Raw genomic sequence first — 19,009 nt, forward strand, 5'->3', positions numbered from 1 at the left:
CCTGGTTGGGGGAAGTGTAAAACAGGGCGCGTTACCAGGCGGGTGCCGGCAACGCCTCGGGGGTCAGCTCGAAGCCGAAGGGCAAGGCCCATAGCCGCGCCTGCGCCAGCATCGCCTCGCTGCCATCGAGGATGGCGGCGGTCAGGTCCCGTTCGCAGGGAGAGCCATGCGTGGTCGCCACCAGCGCCGCCAGCTGTTCGCGCAAGTGACGGCTGGCAACCTCGCAATCCGCCGCATCGCGGACGCAGAGCGCAAGCACCTCTTCGCCCACCGAGATTCCGGCGGCCAGCGCCTCGCTCTCGGCCGGCAGGCTGGGCTGCACGATCGCTCTGGCCCGCTCCGCCAGCGCAAGGCAGGACGACAGTTCGAGCCGCGCGAAGCGGGTCGCTTCGGGAATGCGGTCAGCCACGAAGCCCAGCGTGGCGATCGTCAGCTGCAGTTGCTCGACCACGTGCTTGTCCGCACCGGCGAGCGCGGGCGCTATGACGTCGCTGAGCGCGCGGATCGCGATGCGGACCTGCGTTTCGAAAGACTGGTTCATCGTGTGACCTCCAGAAACCGCTCGCGCAGGTCGGCGATGGCCGTGTGCCCCATCTGCGACACGAAGTTCACGAGCACGTCCTGATGCGTCCCCGCCTGCAGCGAAGCGCGCGCCGAGGCGGCGAGCGTCAGGACGCAGACGAGATAGCGGTTGAATATCTCGAAGTAGCGGATCCGCACCGGATCGACCGGGAGCCCCGAGGCCGCCTCGTATGCGGCGTAGAAATCGTCCTTCGACATCATCCCTGACGCCAGCACGCTTCCGCCGTCCTCCGAAAGATGCTGGAAGGTGGGCAGCGTGGCGTAGGTGAGGTCCTGATGCCGATCGCCGATGACCGCGCCTTCCCAGTCGAGCCAGGCGGTGATTGCGCCGGATGCCTCGTCGAACAGGAAGTTGCCGCTGCGATAGTCGCCGTGGACGATCGACGGACGGTCCACCGACGGCGCGTGGGCGATGAGCCACTGGTAGACGACTTCGAGGAAAGGCTCCTCCTCGATCCGGTCCTCTTCCCAGATCCGGCGATAGGCGTTCACCTGCCGGATTACGGATGCGTTCGAGCCCGCCTGTGCCTGCATGAACGAGACCATCGCGGTGCATTCGCCCGGATCGACGGTATGCAGGCGCGCGAGCAGGGAGACGAAATGCGGCGCGAGTTTCGCGCGCAGTTCGGGGCCGTAGTTCTGCCCCAGGCCCGATACCTTCTCCACGCCGACGCTGGGCTTTGCCGCGCCTTTTGCAAAGGCATAGACCATTCCCGGATACGGCAGATGGCGTGCCTCTGGGTCCACCCAGTAGGGGCGCGGCGCCGGGATCACGCCCTGGACCGCGTTCAGCACCTCGAATTCGCGGCGGCGACTGGATTCGGTCACCGAGGCGGCGGGCTCCATGCGCAGCACTAGCGTTTCGACGCTTTCGGGAGCCTGCCCGTCAAGCCCTCGCCACGTGAGGTCGAAGACCATCTGCAGCTTCGATGCCCCGCCCGACAGCCAGCGGGCGTTTGAGACTTGCGCCTCGTAGCCAAGCTCCTCGCCGATCATCGCCGTAACGCCCGCGACCAGCCGTTCGATCGGAACCGCCTTGTACGGATCGCCGCGACGGCGGCGCATCTTGCGGGTCAGGACCGCATCGATCTCGGGCTCGGTGGGGTAGCGATCGCGGATGCGGGCGATCATCGCCTCGTCGGGATGGCGCCGCTGCGCCTCGGTAAAGGACAGCACCGGATGGGACATCACGGCCGCCGTCATTGCGCGAACTCGTCGGCCATGCCTTCGGACAGGAAGTTCAGCCCGCTGAAGTCGGCGATGTGACTGTAGCCGACGCCATGGTCGCTCTCCCAGCGCATGAGCGTCTGGTAGGCCGCGCTCGACGGGTTGAAGTTGTACCAGGGCGCCGCCGCCACGGTCGATCCGCGCGCGGTATAGACATTGCCGCGGTCGTCCTCGAACCGCACGTCGGCCCGGGTCACCAGCATGTCGGAACGCTTGGCGGTCATGCTCGCGGACACGATCGGGCGCCGTTCGCCGTCGATCGCCAAGAAGCCGTACTTGAACGGCCCGTAGCGCAGTTCCTTGTTCTCGAACCCGAGCCCGAAGACGAGGAACGCGCCCGTCTCGCCGTCGAGGTCGACATGGACCCAGCTGGCCGCCTTGTTGCCCCAGTCGCGGCGCGGGCCCCAGCTCTTGTCCATGCCGTCGACGCAGCGGATGGCATAGCGCCGGCCGCGCAGCAGCAGCGATCCTTCGATGCGCCCCTTGCTTTCCATGTGCCCGTTGTTCCAGCCGTCGTAGCCATCGACCTGGCCGCCTCCCAGCGCCGGGACTTGTGCTGGATCATGCGGATCGAACGGATCGCAGATCGCCCGGAACGACAGGTCCACCTCGCAGGCGCCGTCCAGCGACTTGTAGGTGAAGCGGCTGTCCCGTTCGTCGAACGCCTTGAACGACAAGCCGTTTTCCAGCGTGAAGTCGGAAAAGTCCTCCGGGCAGGGCAAGTGCATCTGGCTGTCGTTGTGATGTATCTGCCAGGGATGGAAACACATCCCCTTGTGTATCTCGATCGAGCTGTGACAGATGCCCAGGTTCGGCCGCGCCAGCACGTAGAGGTTGCCGCTGACGCCTGCTTCGGGGACCGAGAAGATTACGAAGATCGTCTCGGTCCAGTGCGGATCGGCCGGATCGCGGGGGTGGAACTTGAAATCGTCGGCAGTAATCATGGCTCTGCTTTCTACGAAATTCAGAAACGATAGCGGGCTTCGAGCATGAAGGTGCGGGGCTCACCGGGAACCACGAAGTTGAGGCCGAACAGGCTCGCGAAGCCGATGCCGCCGCTGTAGTAGGTCTTTTTGAAGGCGTTCTTCACCAGCACCGACAGCGACAGGCCGTCTTCCTTCTGCTCCAGCCCGACCCGGAAGTTGGCGAGCGCGTAGCCCGGGATCTGGGTGTTCGGATTGAGCGACTTGCCGGTAGAACTATAGTAATTGGAAGTCTGCGCGTAGACATCGCCATGAAGGACAGCGTTGAACCGCTCGCTCACCGGGATCGTGATGTCCGAATAGAACACGCCCGACCATTTGGGCGTATCCGGATAGGTATCGTAGACGGCGGTGCCGGTGCTGGTCCCGTCAATGCCGATCACCGACACTACGTTATCCGTGAAACGCGCGTGGGTGTAATTGACGTTGCCGCCGATCACCAGCCAGTCGGCAGGCCGAATATTACCGTCGAGTTCGAAGCCCCTGATCTTGGCCTTGGGCACGTTCACGGTGATGCCGGCCAGCCCGCCATAGATCGAGGTGTAGAAGGCGCGCTGCACGTTCTTCACCCACATGTTGTAGAGCGCCAGGTTGAGATTGACCGGCATCGTTCCGGCATAGCCGTGGAACTTCGCGCCCAGTTCGACGTCGGTGGCGATCTCGGGGCGGTACTCGCCGCCAGATTCATCCGCGAAGCCCGGCGTCGGCGGTGCGTGGAAGTTGAACCCGCCACTGCGGAAACTGCGTCGCGACGAGGCGTAGAGCAGCAGGTCCGGCGTCACCTGGTTCTGGATGCCGGCGGTCCAGCTTAGCTTGTTGAAGGTGTCGCGCTGCGGATCGATGAAGCGTCCGTCGGCGTAGAACGGCGCGAATTCGGGATGGGTCGCGGCGGAGAACAGGTCGTCGGCGTCGCGAACGAAGCTGACCTTTTCCGATGTGTAACGGATGCCGCCCGTCACCTTGAAACCGGCAAGTCCCGTGTCGAACGTACCCTGCGCGTAGCCTGCGATGGCCTTGCTCGTGGTCGTCCCCGCATTGATCTGGGGCGGCAGGCCAAGCTCGTTCAGGATGTAGCTGGTGTTGCGCGTGTGATCGGTGATCTTGGCGGCGTAGACGCCGGTGACGTACTCGAGCCGCCCGTCGATCGCCTTGCCCACAAGTTGCAGTTCGTCCGAGATCTGCTCGATCGTGCCCCGGCTGCCCTGAGCGCCCGTCTGCGCATTGCCGCGTCCGTCGATGCCGTAGGACGTGCCGTCGAGGTCGCCCGCGTCGAGGAAGCCGACATGGACATAACCGAACACGTTCTTGAGCGTGACATTGTCCGCGATCTCGAACGACGTAATGTTCGACACCACCCATTTCGAAATGCGGTGATCCCCCAGCGAGTCGACGTCGACCACGAAGGGACCGCGTTCGCGCTGCGCCTGCGCGAAATCGGCGAGACCGGGGAACAGCACATTCGTTGGGACGAAAGGATAACCCGGCGCATTGGCACTCGTCGGCACGACGTAGGACACCGAACCCGAAATGTTGGTGCCCTTGTCATGGTAGTATTCCGCGACAAGATCATTGGTAAAATCGGGCGACGGCTTGAGCGTAAGACTGAACCTGACGCCTTCCCGCTCGATCTTGCCCAGCTTGCTGCCGTCGTAGAGATTGAGCTGATACCCGTCCCGCGACCGGTAGACCCCCGCCACCCGCACGAGCACCTGGTCCTCCACGATCGCGCCGCCCACCGCGCCTTCGAGCTGGAAGTCGTTGAACCGGCCGTAACGCACCGATCCGTAGCCGGACAGTTCGTCGGTAGGCTTGCGCGTGGTGAACAGTACCGCGCCGCCGGTCGCATTGCGGCCGAACAGGGTGCCTTGCGGCCCCTTGAGCACCTGCACCGACTGCAGGTCGTAGAAGGCCGTCTGCCCCACCCCTCCCACCTGCACCTCGTTCACATAAGGCAGGACTGCGGGCAGCGAGCTGGTGAAGGTATCGACCGTCTGCCCGCGCAGGGAATAGTTCAGCTGGTTATCGTTCTGCTGCGCTTCGACCGTCAGCCCGGGCGCCGCCATCTGGAGGTCGCGCTCGGACACGATCGCCTGTCTGGCAAGGGCGTCACCGGTGACGACAGATACAGAGACGGGTGTACGCTGCAGGCTCTCCGAGCGGCGCTGGGCGGTGACGATGATTTCGGTCGATGCGGCAGTCGTGGATGCGCTCTGCGGCGTTGAAACCGGTACTTCCTGGGCAGCGGCATGGCTCGATACGGCAAGCAGCGCCACGCCGGCGCTGGACGACAGAAACTTCTGCAAGGCCATTTGGTGTCCCCTCCGACATCATTCCTTTCCGGCTTTGTCGCCGGATGAAGGCTCTCCTCGTCCGCGCGATTGATTTTTTGGCCCTAAGGCAGTGCGCGAACTCCGACTCAACTTACCACAAGGTAACTGGTTTACAAGTAGGTCATTCGTTATATTTTTCGGACAATCCTGACGCAGATCCTGCCTATATAACGTGTTGAAGTTAGATCAGTCGTTATATTACAATCGAATCTCGACCGTGCCCACAGCTTTGAACCAGCCTGATCTGGCATCGGGAGGGACGTGACGCATAAAGAGAGGAGTGCACATGCCAGGCATGTGCAAAACGGATCGAACGGCAGAAATCGCCAGTTCACGTGAGCGAGATACGATCGATGTTAGACGACAATGCCTCACAGAATGAACCGTCAGCCGCCATCGCGGACCAGCTGGTGATGCACACGATAGCGATGATCGCGCATCAGGGATTGGACAAGTTGTCGCTGCGTACCATCGCCGCGCGATCAGGCTGTTCCACCGCCTACATCTTTCAGAAATTCGGCAACAGTGAGGGCCTTATGCTCGCCGCCCTCGATCGGGCCATCGCCATCGAGGAGGCGAGCCATGCAGACCTGCTGGAACAACTTTCTCCGCTTCCCGTCGGGCAAACGACGCTCGGGGATTTCCTCTGCTATTACGTTGAGACCAGGGCTACAGCGGATGTGCCCCGCTTCATGCTATCCTGGGTGACGACAACCGCGCCTGCCCACATTGCAAGCCTTTTGGGCACATGGCACGCCATGCGCCGGGACTTCTGGAAGGCAGCGAGCCTGCAATGCGGACTTCAGCCCGATATGCCCGCGATCCTGGCCGACTACGCACTCATGGAAGAAAGCTACGCGACCGCACTTCAGGGAAGCTTGCGTTACGACCTGCTTCTGAAAGAAACTATACGCGCCCTATTGGGAATTAGCCCGTCCGCCAACAAGCGCGAGGAAGTCAGCATTGCCGACACGCTCAATGTCGTCCCTCCGCCTTTGGGGCCGGGCACGCCCGATGCCAACGGCTCCATTCGTGACCGCCTGCTGTTTCACGCCCGGGAGGAAATACTCCAAAATGGAATCGGCGCGGTCAACCAAAGGTCGACGGCACGCAACGCAGGAGCGTCGAATTCCGCGATTGCCTACTACTTCGGCTCGATGGATGCCTTCGTGGACGAAGCGATCTGGCGCGCCATGCTATCCGATATACCTCCTGAACTCGACCCCAACAGGACCATCGAAGGACGCCGTCTCTCGGTGCAGCAGTGGCTGACAGCCCTGAACCGGCACCTGCAGGGCGCGGATGACGGCGAACCCGCAGGGTTCTATTGCACCTATGCGCGGCTGACAGTTCAAACCTGCCTGCTCGCGCGCTCGCGCCCTTCCCTCAAACCGCTGGTGGTGTTCCTGCGCGAACTTGACGGCTGGGGCACTTATCGAACCAGTCGTATCCTCGAAGCGACCTTCAAGCCCATCGGCCGGGACCAGGCATCCGCCTTCGCCATCTGGATCAAAGGCTCGGCCGTAATCAACACTGCAGTAAATCTAAAAACTCGCATCACTGTTAGCAACCTTAATTCAGGAGCTTCCTGGATATTCGGGAACCAATAATCGTAAATATCATACATACATAGTATGAGTAAGATAAATATACTTAAGAAATATTTTGCGCCGTATCGCTGACGCGCTATCAAGACCGCTCGGCACCACCGGACCTATGATGGACGTGGTCCAAACTACGATTATGGTTGATCAGCAAGTTCAGCCATCTGCCGATCATCTGAACCGCAGATTACGCCCAGCCAGCGACGCGCCCCGGAAAATGGAGCCTTTCGAACAGAAGCTTACGGTCCTCGGTCCACAGCTTCACGCCGAACCGTGCCCGCGGGGTCACAGTTTAGTAGTTCTGCCCGGTAACGAATGGGGATGCGATCGGGGCAAGGACGAAGACCGGTCATCAGGCCTTCGACTGCGCGCAGTAGACAGTCTCGGCATATCCGTGATCCCAGGCCATGTGCACGGAAGGGTCGATACCCTGGGCTTTCGCATTGCAATCCTGTGGGACGGTCGCGACACTTCCTCTATCGGTTCGACAGTTCCGCGCTCGGCATTCTTGAGTCCGAGCTCGCGGTTTACAAACCGCCACTGAATTCGGTCGCCAGCGGAGAGGTCGCGCATCTCTTCCCTGAACACGTTGGATCCGCGCAGCCCGGCATACGACCTGAACCCGGTACTTTGCATCCCCGACGATCAAGCCAGCCGGAGATAGTATGGCAAGCCTGGTCTCTTCCGCAGCGACAGGGCCTGCCCTTCTTCTTTGGCGATGTCCGCGATCGTGATCCGGGGCGCCTTCTTCGACGTTAAGCCGTCCAGGCCGATGCCGCTGTCACCTCCGGTGCGATCGCGATCTTGCCGCTGAAAAGATCGGCTATTGCATATCTTTTCAGCCTAATTCTATTTGAAATCCGGCACGCTTCTTTACATGAACGCGCCGTTATCGACCGTCAGTACACGCCCGGTGATCGCCTTGCTCATATCGCTGACAAGGAAGAGAATGGCGTTCGCCTGATCCGTCGGCTACGTCGCAAGCAGTTCGGTATTGGTGTAGCTGTCGGGGTACTTGAGCATCACATCCCCGCTGGCAAGATCGCGGTGTTTTCAAGCGCAGCGTCCGAGGCGATTCCGGTGAACTTTCGCAGCCATTGGCGTAATCGACACGCAGCGGGGCCTACGAACCATCTGGCCGGAGCGGCGTATGCAGGTCGTCCAGATCAGCCTAGCTGGCCCAATGCAATCCATACGACCATATTCGCTCGGCCTCGGAAGCTCGACGGAGATATTGTGGCCGGGGGCGGCGCTGGGAATCCACATACGCCGCCCACCGGTATCGCATCAGCCGTTGAGCTTGTCCTTGACCGCCTTGGCGGCCGTGAAGGTCAGCTTCTTCGAAGCCTTGATGGTCATTGCTTCGCCGGTAGCAGGATTGCGACCTTCCCGCTCGGGGCTGTCCTTGACCTTGAACTTGCCGAAGCCGTTGAGCGAGACTTCCTCGCCCTTGGCGGCCGCAGTGCCAATTGCGTCAAAGACGGCGTCTACAATCTTGCGGGCGTCGGTCTTGGCAATACCGTGATCGTTGGCAATTGCGTCGGCGAGATCGCTGTTGTTCATGAGAAGTTCGTCCTGTCGATGTCTGTGTTCCGCCGGCCACGCTGATTTACGGGCTGTGCGGTCTTCCACCATGGAACAACTGAAACCTCGTTCAAAGCCGTACAGTTGCATCAAACGCTCCTCCAGGCCGTTTTGTCCACAGCGCGTGGATATGTGCCACCCTCCGGGCCGAACAGCCGTACGGATCATGCAACAAGCGCCGCGGCGGCGCGGAGCGAGTTGCCGCTCTCAAGTCGTCCGTCAGCAGGCTTCCCGGCCGAACTCGCGATCTTCTGGTTCGAGGGATATCAAGGGCCGGAAAGCCCATCGCTCGGGACACGATATTGCCTGACCAGCGACACCGCGGAACTGAACGATGACGAGGGCATACGTTTGGTTGGCAGGGCCGATGAGGCGATTGCGCCTTCGGAATAACATATCAGGCCGTTAAACGTCGAAAGCATCTTGATCGAGCCTACGGCGGTGGTCGATGCCGAATGTGGGCCCGTGCCCACCCCCGCGAAATCGAGTTCGTCGATGAACTGCCCAAGACGCCCCGAGGGACCCGTCGGTCGGCCCCATGGCCGTTCGGGTTTAGTCATGTTGACAGGTTCCCTGTTGAAGTTCCATTACTCCGACAAATTTTCGCAGCGAGGCCGGGGAGGATATTAAAGGTGGACCTATCTCGTCGGGCGGCGCTTTTTCCGCCGCCGCTGGCCCCTTGGCCGGAATGGCGCACAAAGGTGTCGCAGCGGCTGTCAACGTAAAGCCGGGCACGCTGGCATCGCGCCCGCCCATGGGCTGGAATAGCTGGAACAGTTTCGCCGGCACGATAACAGAGGCGCAAGCTCTCGAAACGGCAGCGATCATGCGGGATACGTTGCTGCCGTTCGGCTACGACGTATTCACCGTGGATATCCAGTGGTACGAGCCAGACGCGAAGAGCTACACGTACAACGCAGCACCCGTCCCCGCGCTGGATGGCTATGGCCGCCTGATTCCGGCCCCCAATCGTTTCCCCTCTGCAAACAGCGGCAAGGGCTTCGCTCCGCTGGCGGCGAAAGTTCATGCGATGGGAATGAAGTTCGGCATCCATGTGATGCGGGGTATCGCGCGGGCCGCCGTGAAGCAGAATCTTCCGGTGATGGGGACGCACCTGCGGGCACAGGACATCGCGGATACCTCAAGCATCTGCTCATGGAATCCGGACATGTATGGCGTCGATATGAGCAAGCCGGGCGCTCAGGAATACTATGACGGCCTCTTCCGACTCTACGCCTCCTGGGGCGTCGAGTTCGTGAAGATGGATGACATGAGCCGCCCTTACGACGCGCACGCGCCAGAGATCGAGGCCGTCGCCAAGGCCATCGCCCGCTGCGGAAGGCCGATCACGCTGAGCCTGTCGCCTGGTGAAACGCCGGTCCTGCACCATGACCATGTCCGTCGCTATGCGCAGATGTGGCGCATTTCCGACGACTTCTGGGACGAATGGCCACAACTCGAAGCGCAGTTCACCCGGCTGGAAAACTGGACGCCGTATCGAGGCCCCGGGTCATGGCCCGACCCGGACATGCTCCCTCTTGGCCGACTTGCATTGGGAGAGCGCGACACTCGCTTCACGCCGCACGAACAGCGAACGCTGATGAGCCTGTGGTCGATCACCCGCTCACCCCTCATCATGGGCGGCGACTTGCGTCACCTTGACGGTGCCACTCTGGCCTTGCTGACCAACCCCGAAGTTCTGGCCGTGAATCAGGCCAGTCGGGATAATCGGCCACATTTTCTGTTTGACGGAATCCGCGTCTGGTCGGCGACCAGCGAGCATAGCGGCGCCCGCTATCTAGGGGTGTTCAACCTCGACAAGGGCACGCGGGACCTGACGATTCCCTTGTCCGCACTGAACGCAGGCCAGACTGTATCGGTCCGCGATATATGGGCCCGACAAGATCTTGGAATCAAAACGCGCAACATCGCCTTGCAGCTGGAATCCCATGAAAGCGCTCTTTACCGGTTGACCTAGACCCGTCTTGCATGACCCGTCCGGCGATCACGCCGGACGGGCATCGCAGACTTTAAGCAGCCTCTCGGCCACCAATTCCGGCGGCTCGCAACCAGCTTTAGGACCTGCCCTTCCGATTATATGGCCGTAGTCAGACTGGCTCAGCCGTTCGGCTTGGTTCGGACGACGCCCTTCGCAGTGTAGGCCGATATCGCAGATCAACTGCGTAACCGAGCCAAGGCGCAAAGTGCCACGATATCAAAACCTCAGGTCATGTTCGTGCCCGCATCGTCTCGAGGCTGTGATGCACGTTGCGGACCTTCAGCAGGTCGTGTCTGGTCAGGATGCCGACAACCCGCTGCGTCTCAGGGGCAACAATCGGAATGCGACCGATGCCCGTCTCGATCATGAGATCCGCGATCCGGCTGAGCGGGTCATGCGGGCTGCCGCAGGTCTGCGACGCGTCGGACAGTGCGTCGGCGAGCGTGGCATCCGCCGGAACGCTATCGACCTGCCAGCGCAGCGCATCCGCGCGCGAAACGAGACCGGTGAGCGTGCCGTCTTCGGCCACAACCGGGTAGCTGCGATGGCGCGCATCGGTTCTGAAAAAGACGACCGCATCGGCGAGGGTCATGCTGCCGGCCAGCACCTCCGGCTCAGATGTCATGAACTGCGCGGCCTGGAGAAAGTCGAATTGGTCGACGGTGTATTCCTGCAGGATATGCCGGCCGCGCCGGGCAATTTTCTCGGTCAGTATCGAGCGGCGCATAACCAGCACGCTGATGGCGTAAGCTCCTGCCGACGCTGCCAGCGTCAGCGGAAGCATAGCGAAATCACCGGTCAACTCGACCGCGAACAGCGCCGCCGTCAATGGCGCGCGCATGGCGCCGCTCAGGATTCCGGCCATTCCGGCGAGCGCCCACAGGCCGCCCCCGCCGGGCAGGTACTGGCCCAGAACGAAGCCAAGCGCGCCGCCCAGCAACAGCAGCGGCGCGAGCACGCCGCCCGAAGTGCCTGAGCCCAGTGCGATAAGCCATACCACCGCCTTGACCACCAGCAGCGCCAACACCACCCGCATGGCGAGCGAACCATCCAGAAGACCCCGGATGCTCTCGTAGCCGGCACCCAGGACATGGGCGTCGATCAGGCCGCCCAGCCCCACTGCCAGCCCGCCGAGAGCCGGCCACCACATCCAGTGGAGGGGCAACCGGGCAAACATGTCCTCGATCCTGTAGAGCGCGCCTGAGAGCAGCGATGCCTGCGTCCCGGCCAGAACGCCCACCGCTACTGCCAGGCCGATATGCCGGGCGGCGAGGGCGATCGCATGGTGGACGGGAAACAGTGGCCCGGCCTCTATCAGGAGCGGCCGCCAGAGCCACGAAACGAGCACGGCGATGACGACGGGCACGAAGCTGCGCGGCTTCCATTCGAAGAGAAGCACCTCGATGGCCAGAAGGATCGCCGCCATCGGTGTGCCGAAGATCGCCGTCATGCCCGCTGCCGCGCCCGCAACGAGCAAGGTCTTGCGCTCGGCGGCGCTGAAATGGAACGCCTGAGCGAACAGCGATCCGATGGCGCCGCCGGTCATGATGATCGGTCCTTCAGCACCAAAGGGACCGCCGCTTCCGATCGAGATCGCTGAAGACAGCGGCTTTAGCAAGGCAACCTTACGCGATAGGCGGCTCTCACCGTAGAGGATCGCCTCGATCGCTTCGGGTATGCCGTGGCCGCGAATCTTGTCCGACCCGTAGCGTGCCATCAGCCCCACGATCAGGCTTCCAATCACCGGCACGGCGATCAGCCACAGACCCAGCACGTTGTCTATGATCTGCACGGGCGCGCCGGAAAGGCGTCCGAACCAGAACAGATTGGTTGCGATCGCGATCGCCTTGAGCAGCACCCATGCCCCGATCGCACCCCCACTGCCGACGACCAGCGCCGCCGCCGCGAGCAGCAGCATGCGCCGATCCGCGCTGTGATCGGCAAGAGGGCGACGGGAGGGGAATGAGGTCGCGGGAATCATGATAGTGCTCGGCTCGCTGACAGGGTGGCTCGCGCAATATATCGTAACACGATATATATCAACGGTTGACAGAGAGGGCGCGAAGCCGGGACTGAGCTTATGGCCAGCAAACTGACAGACGCGGATTATCTCGCGCTCGCCGATTTCCGCTATTCACTGCGGCAGTTCCTGGCGTTTAGCGAAGGCGAGGCGGCTCAATGCGGGCTGACCCCACAGCAGCACCAGGCGCTGTTGGTGATCCGCGCGGCACTGCCGGGGACGGCCACGATCGGCCATGTCGCCGAGCGTCTTATCCTGAAGCCGCACAGTGCCACAGGACTGGTGAACCGGATGGAGGGTCTGGGACTCGTTCGGCGCGAGCCTTCGCCTCGCGACAAGCGGCAGGCTGTTCTGTCCCTGACCCCAGGTGCCCTGCAGATACTTGAAACGCTGAGTGCAACTCACCGCGAAGAGATCAGGCGCTTACTGCCCGTTGTAACCCGGCTGCTAGAGTCGCTCGAAGTTGCGTGAAGATTTACCTGCGGCTGCGGAATACCACAGCATGACTGGCCCGACTTCCCGCAAGGTGCGTCGGGCATGTGCCTTCACCAGTCGTCAGTCCATTCCCGGAAGCTACTCGTGCCGGCCAGCGGTCGTAAGGGTTGTGCGGGAATCGAACCGTCCGGCTATTCCGCTGCGTGCCCGGGTGGAAAAGCACGCTCATTAAACACCGCTATGCAAAAGTAGCTGAGTGGGGCGATACCATACGATCACCACATAACGGGAGGTTGCTCGGCCTGCTGCGCTGCGAGGGAGGGCAATGCCACCCGCAACCTGCTGCAAAAAGGTCGGCGGAGCGTTCAAACTCCGCCGACAATATGATGGGTGGTCAAGCACAGACACACCCTTCGGGTCGCTTCATTGAACGTGGACCATTCGGTTCATCGCGCGTTTCTTGGCCTGCGTCATGCCAATAGGCGTGGAGATGAGGGTGAGAGCATCCGGATGCGGCAAGCGCAGAGCGTTGGTACACTTTTACCGATCCCCAGGAAAACCCCCAATCCAGCGCCCTAGCCCCCTCAGAACGCAGCCTCGGGCAGTGCGGCTTCCGAACTCCGGACCTTCGCAAGCGAGGAAGTGAGGTTCGACCACGTGTCCAGATAGAGCCGACCCCAATCCGCGAAATCGGCTGCCTGCGTACGTGCCGAGGCTATGGCCAGTTGCGCGAATGCGCCGATGCGGTCTTCGCCGGCACAACCCGAAAGTTCCTCGATTGCAGAGCGTACTCGGTCTCGCCCGGCGGTCGCCTGTGCTGCAAAAAGATTCTGCGCCGCTTGTGCGTGCGCTGCGAGCACTGTTTGGTTGGCTTCAACGGTCACGCTCAGACGCTCTGGAACTGCGAATGCCTTGCGAAACTGCAGGCCGAAAAAGTCGGAATATACGTTAGTCATCGACGCTCCTAATCTTGTGAAGAATCCGGAATGCTGCGCTCGCGGTCCGTTTTCACTTTTCATGGGATGTGAAGGCGATCTGCATTGAGCCTTCAATCGGCCTCGCCATCGACGAGAGACCAGAATTTCCTTTGCCACGCGGCCATTTCGCAAGTCTCGAGCGGTTTACGTGAAAGAGCCCTGCTTTCCGACCACGAGCGATGCGCGGCACGTGGAATTCGGATGCCAGCGTTTCGCGCATGAATACCGTAAGCCATGAAGTACCCCCAATACTTTTGAGAATCTGCGGTTTTATTGTCGGCGACTTTGCCCAAATCCGGACGAGTCCGAACAGGGCGCCTTCGCCCCTCCGTCAGAAACTTCGAATACCTGAAAATACGCTGATCTGGATACGAAAATCACGGTACGGTATCGCACCAAGTAAAGACTGTGAGCGATTAGCACCACTTGCCTGGTCAGGCTTGGCGACAAGAGGCGCATCCGCCTTGGCGTGCTATTTCATCATGGAACACCGCGCCAGGTGAACCGTTCTATACTATAGACAAAGGGAGTCGTTGTTCCGGTTTCAAACAGGAGGAGGGGGTCAATGAAAGCCGATAAGAGCTTTGGCAAAACGACCAATTGGCTGCTTCGCGGCCTTGGGTTTAATGAGCGGCAACTCGTCTGGCCATTGCTGTCTCGCCGACCTCTGGCAATCAGGACGTATCTCGAACGCACCGGCGTATGGCCTAGCGCCATCTGCTTTATCGAATCCGGCGTGGTCTCAAGCCTCGAAACCGGCGATCTTCGTGAACCAATCGAGGTTGGTGTCGTTGGACGCGAGGGTATGATCGGGCTCAGCGTGATCGCAAACCTCATACCGCAGCGAGATAGCCTTGTTCAGGTCGGGGGCGAGGGTCTGTTTGCGGATGTCGGTGCATTCCAGGAATGCGTCAGATCCAGCATAAGCCTGCGTGCATACCTTTTTCGCTACATTCAGGCTCAGACGGTACAGATCAGCTTGGCGGCTAGCGCAGCCGCGCGCGCCACTATCCAGCAGCGGCTCGCCCGCAAGCTGTTGATGTATCACGATCGGACAGGCATCGACACACTCCCGCTGACGCACGAGACGATCTCGCTGATGCTCGGCGTCCGGCGGGCCAGTGTGACTCATGCTATCCATAACCTTGAGGCCACCGGACATATCCACGCCCAGCGCGGCCTCATAACAATTCGCGATCGACAAGGTCTTGAGGAGTACTGCGGCCGTTTCTACGGAGTGGCAGAAACTCGCTATGCCGTAATCATGGGAGATCCGCCAAGGGCCGCATCGCTGCACAGCGTGTGAAGGCTTGCCCGTTCTTCGAAAAACGGGCGGTTGTCTTCCCGCAGTAACGGAAGCCTTTGAGTACGAAGGCGGCGGTGCCGCAGCGTGATACGTCCTCGATCGACATATTGGCCGGGCCCGCCATCCTGGGTGCTTTAGGGGCGGAAAGCTGACTGCCAGCGGTTGCGGATCGCCGACCCTGCCACAATATGCGCGGTGCCCCGCCATCTCGGTGCCGTCCGCCCGGACGCGCGGCCGGTATGGCGCAACGGAGACGCATTGCATGGCCTATCTGGATACCCGCCTGTTCATCGACGGCACCTGGCGGGACGCTGCCGACGGTCGATCCCTGGCAGTCCTTAATCCCGCCAATGGTGAAGAGATCGGCCGCGTCGCCCATGCGAGCCGGGCCGACCTCGATGCAGCGCTGGCCGCCGCGCAGCGCGGCTTCGAAGTCTGGCGCGATTTCACGCCCGCCGCGCGCAGCAAGATCATGCGGCAGGCGGCCCAGTTCATGCGCGAGCGTGCCGACACCATCGCCCGCCTGCTCACGCAGGAACAAGGCAAGCCGCTGATCGAGGCAAAGGGCGAGGCGATGGCCGCCGCCGACATCATCGACTGGTTCGCGGAGGAGGGTTTCCGCGTCTATGGCCGCGTGGTGCCGCATCGCAGCAATCCCTCCGTCCGCCAGACGGTGGTAAAGGATCCGGTCGGTCCCGTCGCCGCCTTCACGCCGTGGAATTTCCCGATCAACCAGGTCGTCCGAAAGATTGCGGCAGGCCTCGCCGCGGGCTGCTCCCTGATCGTGAAGGCACCTGAGGAAACGCCAGCCAGTCCGGCCGAACTGATCCGCGCCTTCCAGGATGCGGGGCTTCCCGAAGGCGTGCTGAACCTCGTGTTCGGCGATCCGGCGGAGATTTCGGAGTACCTGATCGCAAGCCCGATCATCCGCAAGATCACCTTCACCGGCTCGACACCGGTCGGCAAGCTGCTCGCAGGTCTGGCTGGCAGGCACATGAAGCGGGTTTCGATGGAACTGGGCGGCCATGCGCCGGTCATCATCTGCGAAGACGCCGACATCGCGCTTGCCGTGAAGACAGTCGGCGCGGCCAAGTTCCGCAATGCCGGACAGGTGTGCATCTCGCCCACGCGCTTCCTGGTGCACAACAGCGTCAAGGACCGCTTCGCGCAGAGCCTTGCCGAACTCGCCAAGGGTATCGCGGTCGGTGACGGACTGGCCGAGGGCACGCAGATGGGCCCGCTCGCCAACGAGCGTCGCCTGACCGCCATGGCCGAGTTCCAGGAAGACGCGGTGGCGCGCGGCGCAGCGCTGCTGGCGGGCGGCGGACGCATCGGTGAGACCGGCAACTTCTGGGCGCCGACGGTACTCTCCGACGTGCCGCTCGATGCCCGGCTGTTCAACGACGAGCCCTTCGGCCCGGTCGCGGGTGTGCGTGGGTTCGACAAGCTGGAGGAAGCAATCGCCGAAGCCAACCGCTTGTCGTTCGGACTTGCGGGCTATGCCTTCACGGGCAGCCTTGCCAACGTCGATCTGCTCACCCGCCGCGTGGAAGTGGGCATGCTATGGGTCAACACCGGCGCGGCAGCGTCGGCCGAGCTGCCGTTCGGCGGCATCAAGGACTCCGGATATGGCACCGAAGGCGGGCCCGAGGCGATGGACAATTACCTCAACACCCGCAGCGTCGTGGTCGCCAACGGCTGAGCAGGCAGGGGCCGAAGAAATCCGGTCGATGACAGACGACATCCCGAAGCGCGCTTTCGCGCCGGTTGTCGACAGGCGTACCCGCGTGCTGATACTCGGCAGTCTCCCCGGTGACCGGTCGCTTGGTGCCGGGGAGTACTATGCCCATCCAAGCAATGCGTTCTGGTGGCTGATGGGCGAGGTGCTTGGCGATCCCGGCTTGTTGGGGGCGCCTTATTCGATGCGGCTGTCACGGCTGCTCGATCGCGGCATTGGCCTGTGGGACGTCATTGGCAGCGGTCGGCGGACGGGAAGCCTGGACAGTGCAATTCGGGATGCGAGCCCCCGTGACGTGCCCGGGTTCGCAGCGAGTTTGCCGCAGTTGCAGGCGATCGCGTTCAATGGCGGGCTGGCGGCCCGGCATGGCCGCCGGCAGGTCGGCTATCCCGCCAGTCTCCAGTTCATCGACCTGCCATCATCCAGTGCGGCACACGCGGGCATTCCGCGCACCGGGAAGCTCGCTGCATGGCGCGAGATCTATAATTTCCTTGGCTAGTTCGGGTTTGAGCGTTTGACGGCCCTGCGATTCTCAAGCTTACATTTTACGCAAATACGCTATCGATTTATCGAAGTTTGAGCCCCGCATGGAGCGGCTGTGCGCGACTTCGCGTGCAACTGGATGCTCGACAATTCAGCGCGAAAACCTCTGCGGGCAAAGATTCATTGCGGTCAATGGAATGATCCGATCGGCATAGCCGAACGCGGCTGCACACGGGGACGCGGCAATGTACGTTCGATTCCCTTCAAACGATCGAGCCTTTCGCGGAGAAGCACCTTGGAATTGGAAGTCGAGATTGCCTCAGGCAGACTTCTGGGACGGATAGCCGGTGAGGTCGCCGCATTCCTGAGCGTGCCTTACGCCGCTCCGCCCGTCGGCCCACTTCGCTTTGCGCCGCCACGCAAGGCGGAACCTTGGGAGCGCCCGCGTAAAGCGCTTGAGCAGGGCGCAAACGCGCCGCAGCGAGTGAAGGCAATGCCTGGGCTCGACGTCAAGGCGCTTATCGGAAACGGCTGGCAGCCCGGTGACGACTACCTCACACTGAACGTATGGGCCCCGGCCGACCTGCGCCCCGGCCTGCCCGTGATTGTGTTCATCCACGGCGGCGGCTTCATCCTCGGCAGCAAGGACGCGCCGGTGCAGGACGGCAGCGCCTTCGCGCGGGACGGCGTGGTATGCATCGCCATCAATTATCGCATGGGTGTCGACGGCTTCCTGCCGATCCCGGGTGTCCCCACGAACCTCGGCCTGCGCGACATAATCGCCGCGCTCGAATGGGTGCGCGGCAATGCCGCCGCGTTCGGCGGCGATCCGGCCAATGTCACCGTGTTCGGCGAATCCGCCGGGGCCATGGCGATCGCCGATCTCGTCACCTCGCCGCTCGCCAAGGGACTGTTCCGCCGCGCGATCGTACAAAGCGGGCATGGCCGCATGACCCGCGACATCGGCGTCGCCCAGCGGCTGGTGCGCAAGCTCGCGAAGCTGCTGAAGATTACGCCCAACGAAGCCGGTTTCCGCAGCGTGGAGCCGAGCGAGCGCCTGCTCGATGCGGTCGAGACGGTCAGCCTGCCCAAGACCCGGCTCGATTTGCGCGATGCCGAAGGGCACGAGCCGGTGTTCGGCATCAGCCGCTTCGTTCCCGTGCATGGCGACGACGTGCTGCCGCTGAAGCCGCTCGATGCGCTGCAGGCGGGTGCGGGGGCGGAGATCGATCTGCTGATCGGCACCAATGCGCAGGAGATGAACCTCTACTTCATTCCCACCGGTGTGCGCGAGACGATCGGGCGACTGCTGGCGACCTACGTATTCCACCGCGTCCATCCGCGTGCGCGCAAGCTCCTCAAGGCTTACGGCATGGGGAGCAAGGGCGTGAAGCCCGGCCATGCCTTCACCGATGCCGCGCACGACCTGGTGTTCCGCTGGCCGGCGCGCCGCTTCGCCGAGGAGCATCGCGGCCGCACGCATATGTACGAATTCGAGTGGGGTTCGCCCCTGTTCGCCAAGCCCGGCTCGGGTGGCCTCGGCGCGGCGCATGCGATGGAGTTGCCTTTCGTATTCGACACGCTGGCCGCCGCCACCGGACCCGAAGGGCTGTGCGGCGAAGCGCCGCCGCAGGAACTGGCCGACCGGGTTCATCGCATCTGGGTCGATTTCGCCCGCGATGGCACCCTGCCCTGGCCCGAATTCACCCGCGAGCAGCGCCATGTCTACCAACTGGGGCGC

13 protein-coding genes and 2 pseudogenes are annotated in these 19,009 nt (G+C 62.3%); 7 read left to right on the forward strand and 8 right to left on the reverse strand.

Features of this window, described 5'->3' with window-relative positions:
• Positions 1–31 precede the first annotated feature (31 nt).
• The 4 genes from KZO24_RS21675 to KZO24_RS21690 are packed head-to-tail and all read right to left on the reverse strand — an operon-like array spanning position 32 to position 5,101.
• Complete coding sequence (locus KZO24_RS21675) at positions 32–541, reverse strand: hypothetical protein (protein WP_271181542.1); 510 nt, start codon at positions 539–541, stop codon at positions 32–34.
• Complete coding sequence (locus KZO24_RS21680) at positions 538–1,785, reverse strand: phosphotransferase family protein (RefSeq protein ID WP_271181543.1); 1,248 nt, start codon at positions 1,783–1,785, stop codon at positions 538–540. The genes KZO24_RS21675 and KZO24_RS21680 overlap by 4 nt, the downstream gene beginning before the upstream one ends.
• Positions 1,782–2,753, reverse strand: a complete 972-nt coding sequence (locus tag KZO24_RS21685; RefSeq protein WP_271181544.1) for a DUF7064 domain-containing protein — start codon at positions 2,751–2,753, stop codon at positions 1,782–1,784. The genes KZO24_RS21680 and KZO24_RS21685 overlap by 4 nt, the downstream gene beginning before the upstream one ends.
• Positions 2,754–2,773: 20 nt before the next feature.
• Positions 2,774–5,101 (reverse strand): TonB-dependent receptor, encoded by a 2,328-nt coding sequence (locus KZO24_RS21690; RefSeq protein ID WP_271181545.1) that lies wholly within the window; start codon positions 5,099–5,101, stop codon positions 2,774–2,776.
• A 374-nt stretch (positions 5,102–5,475) separates the two neighbouring features.
• Between KZO24_RS21690 and KZO24_RS21695 the strand changes: the two genes are divergently transcribed.
• Positions 5,476–6,732: a TetR family transcriptional regulator gene (locus tag KZO24_RS21695; RefSeq protein WP_271181546.1), complete on the forward strand. Its 1,257-nt coding sequence runs from the start codon at positions 5,476–5,478 to the stop codon at positions 6,730–6,732.
• An 867-nt stretch (positions 6,733–7,599) separates the two neighbouring features.
• On the opposite strand, the pseudogene KZO24_RS21700 reads toward KZO24_RS21695, so the two are convergent.
• Positions 7,600–7,686: pseudogene (locus KZO24_RS21700) on the reverse strand (hypothetical protein); the annotation flags it as partial.
• 327 nt (positions 7,687–8,013) lie between these two features.
• On the reverse strand, positions 8,014–8,289 hold the full coding sequence (locus KZO24_RS21705) for an HU family DNA-binding protein (protein WP_271181550.1): 276 nt from the start codon (positions 8,287–8,289) through the stop codon (positions 8,014–8,016).
• A gap of 709 nt (positions 8,290–8,998) precedes the next feature.
• Between KZO24_RS21705 and KZO24_RS21710 the strand changes: the two genes are divergently transcribed.
• Entirely contained in the window at positions 8,999–10,288 is a 1,290-nt protein-coding gene (locus tag KZO24_RS21710; RefSeq protein WP_271181551.1) for a glycoside hydrolase family 27 protein, read from the forward strand.
• Between the two features lie 250 nt (positions 10,289–10,538).
• Here KZO24_RS21710 and KZO24_RS21715 read toward each other — a convergent pair whose 3' ends face one another.
• Positions 10,539–12,290, reverse strand: coding sequence for a chloride channel protein (locus KZO24_RS21715; protein ID WP_486487673.1), 1,752 nt, complete (start codon positions 12,288–12,290; stop codon positions 10,539–10,541).
• A gap of 99 nt (positions 12,291–12,389) precedes the next feature.
• Between KZO24_RS21715 and KZO24_RS21720 the strand changes: the two genes are divergently transcribed.
• A complete protein-coding gene (locus KZO24_RS21720; RefSeq protein WP_285020560.1) occupies positions 12,390–12,800 on the forward strand; it encodes a MarR family winged helix-turn-helix transcriptional regulator in 411 nt (136 codons plus the stop codon).
• A gap of 548 nt (positions 12,801–13,348) precedes the next feature.
• Here the strand turns inward: KZO24_RS21720 and KZO24_RS21725 are convergent.
• Complete coding sequence (locus KZO24_RS21725; protein WP_486487674.1) at positions 13,349–13,648, reverse strand: hypothetical protein; 300 nt, start codon at positions 13,646–13,648, stop codon at positions 13,349–13,351.
• A 658-nt stretch (positions 13,649–14,306) separates the two neighbouring features.
• On the opposite strand from KZO24_RS21725, the gene KZO24_RS21730 reads away from it, so the two are divergent.
• The 4 genes and pseudogenes from KZO24_RS21730 to KZO24_RS21745 all read left to right on the forward strand — a co-directional run.
• Positions 14,307–15,047, forward strand: a complete 741-nt coding sequence (locus tag KZO24_RS21730; protein ID WP_486487675.1) for a Crp/Fnr family transcriptional regulator — start codon at positions 14,307–14,309, stop codon at positions 15,045–15,047.
• Positions 15,048–15,309: 262 nt separating this feature from the next.
• A complete protein-coding gene (locus KZO24_RS21735) occupies positions 15,310–16,749 on the forward strand; it encodes an NAD-dependent succinate-semialdehyde dehydrogenase (RefSeq protein ID WP_486487676.1) in 1,440 nt (479 codons plus the stop codon).
• A gap of 28 nt (positions 16,750–16,777) precedes the next feature.
• A complete protein-coding gene (locus KZO24_RS21740; RefSeq protein ID WP_486487677.1) occupies positions 16,778–17,284 on the forward strand; it encodes a DNA-deoxyinosine glycosylase in 507 nt (168 codons plus the stop codon).
• Between the two features lie 123 nt (positions 17,285–17,407).
• A pseudogene (locus KZO24_RS21745) lies at positions 17,408–18,973 on the forward strand (carboxylesterase/lipase family protein); the annotation flags it as partial.
• Between the last annotated feature and the right edge of the window lie 36 nt (positions 18,974–19,009).

This window comes from Novosphingobium sp. NFX11 (assembly GCF_057376415.1).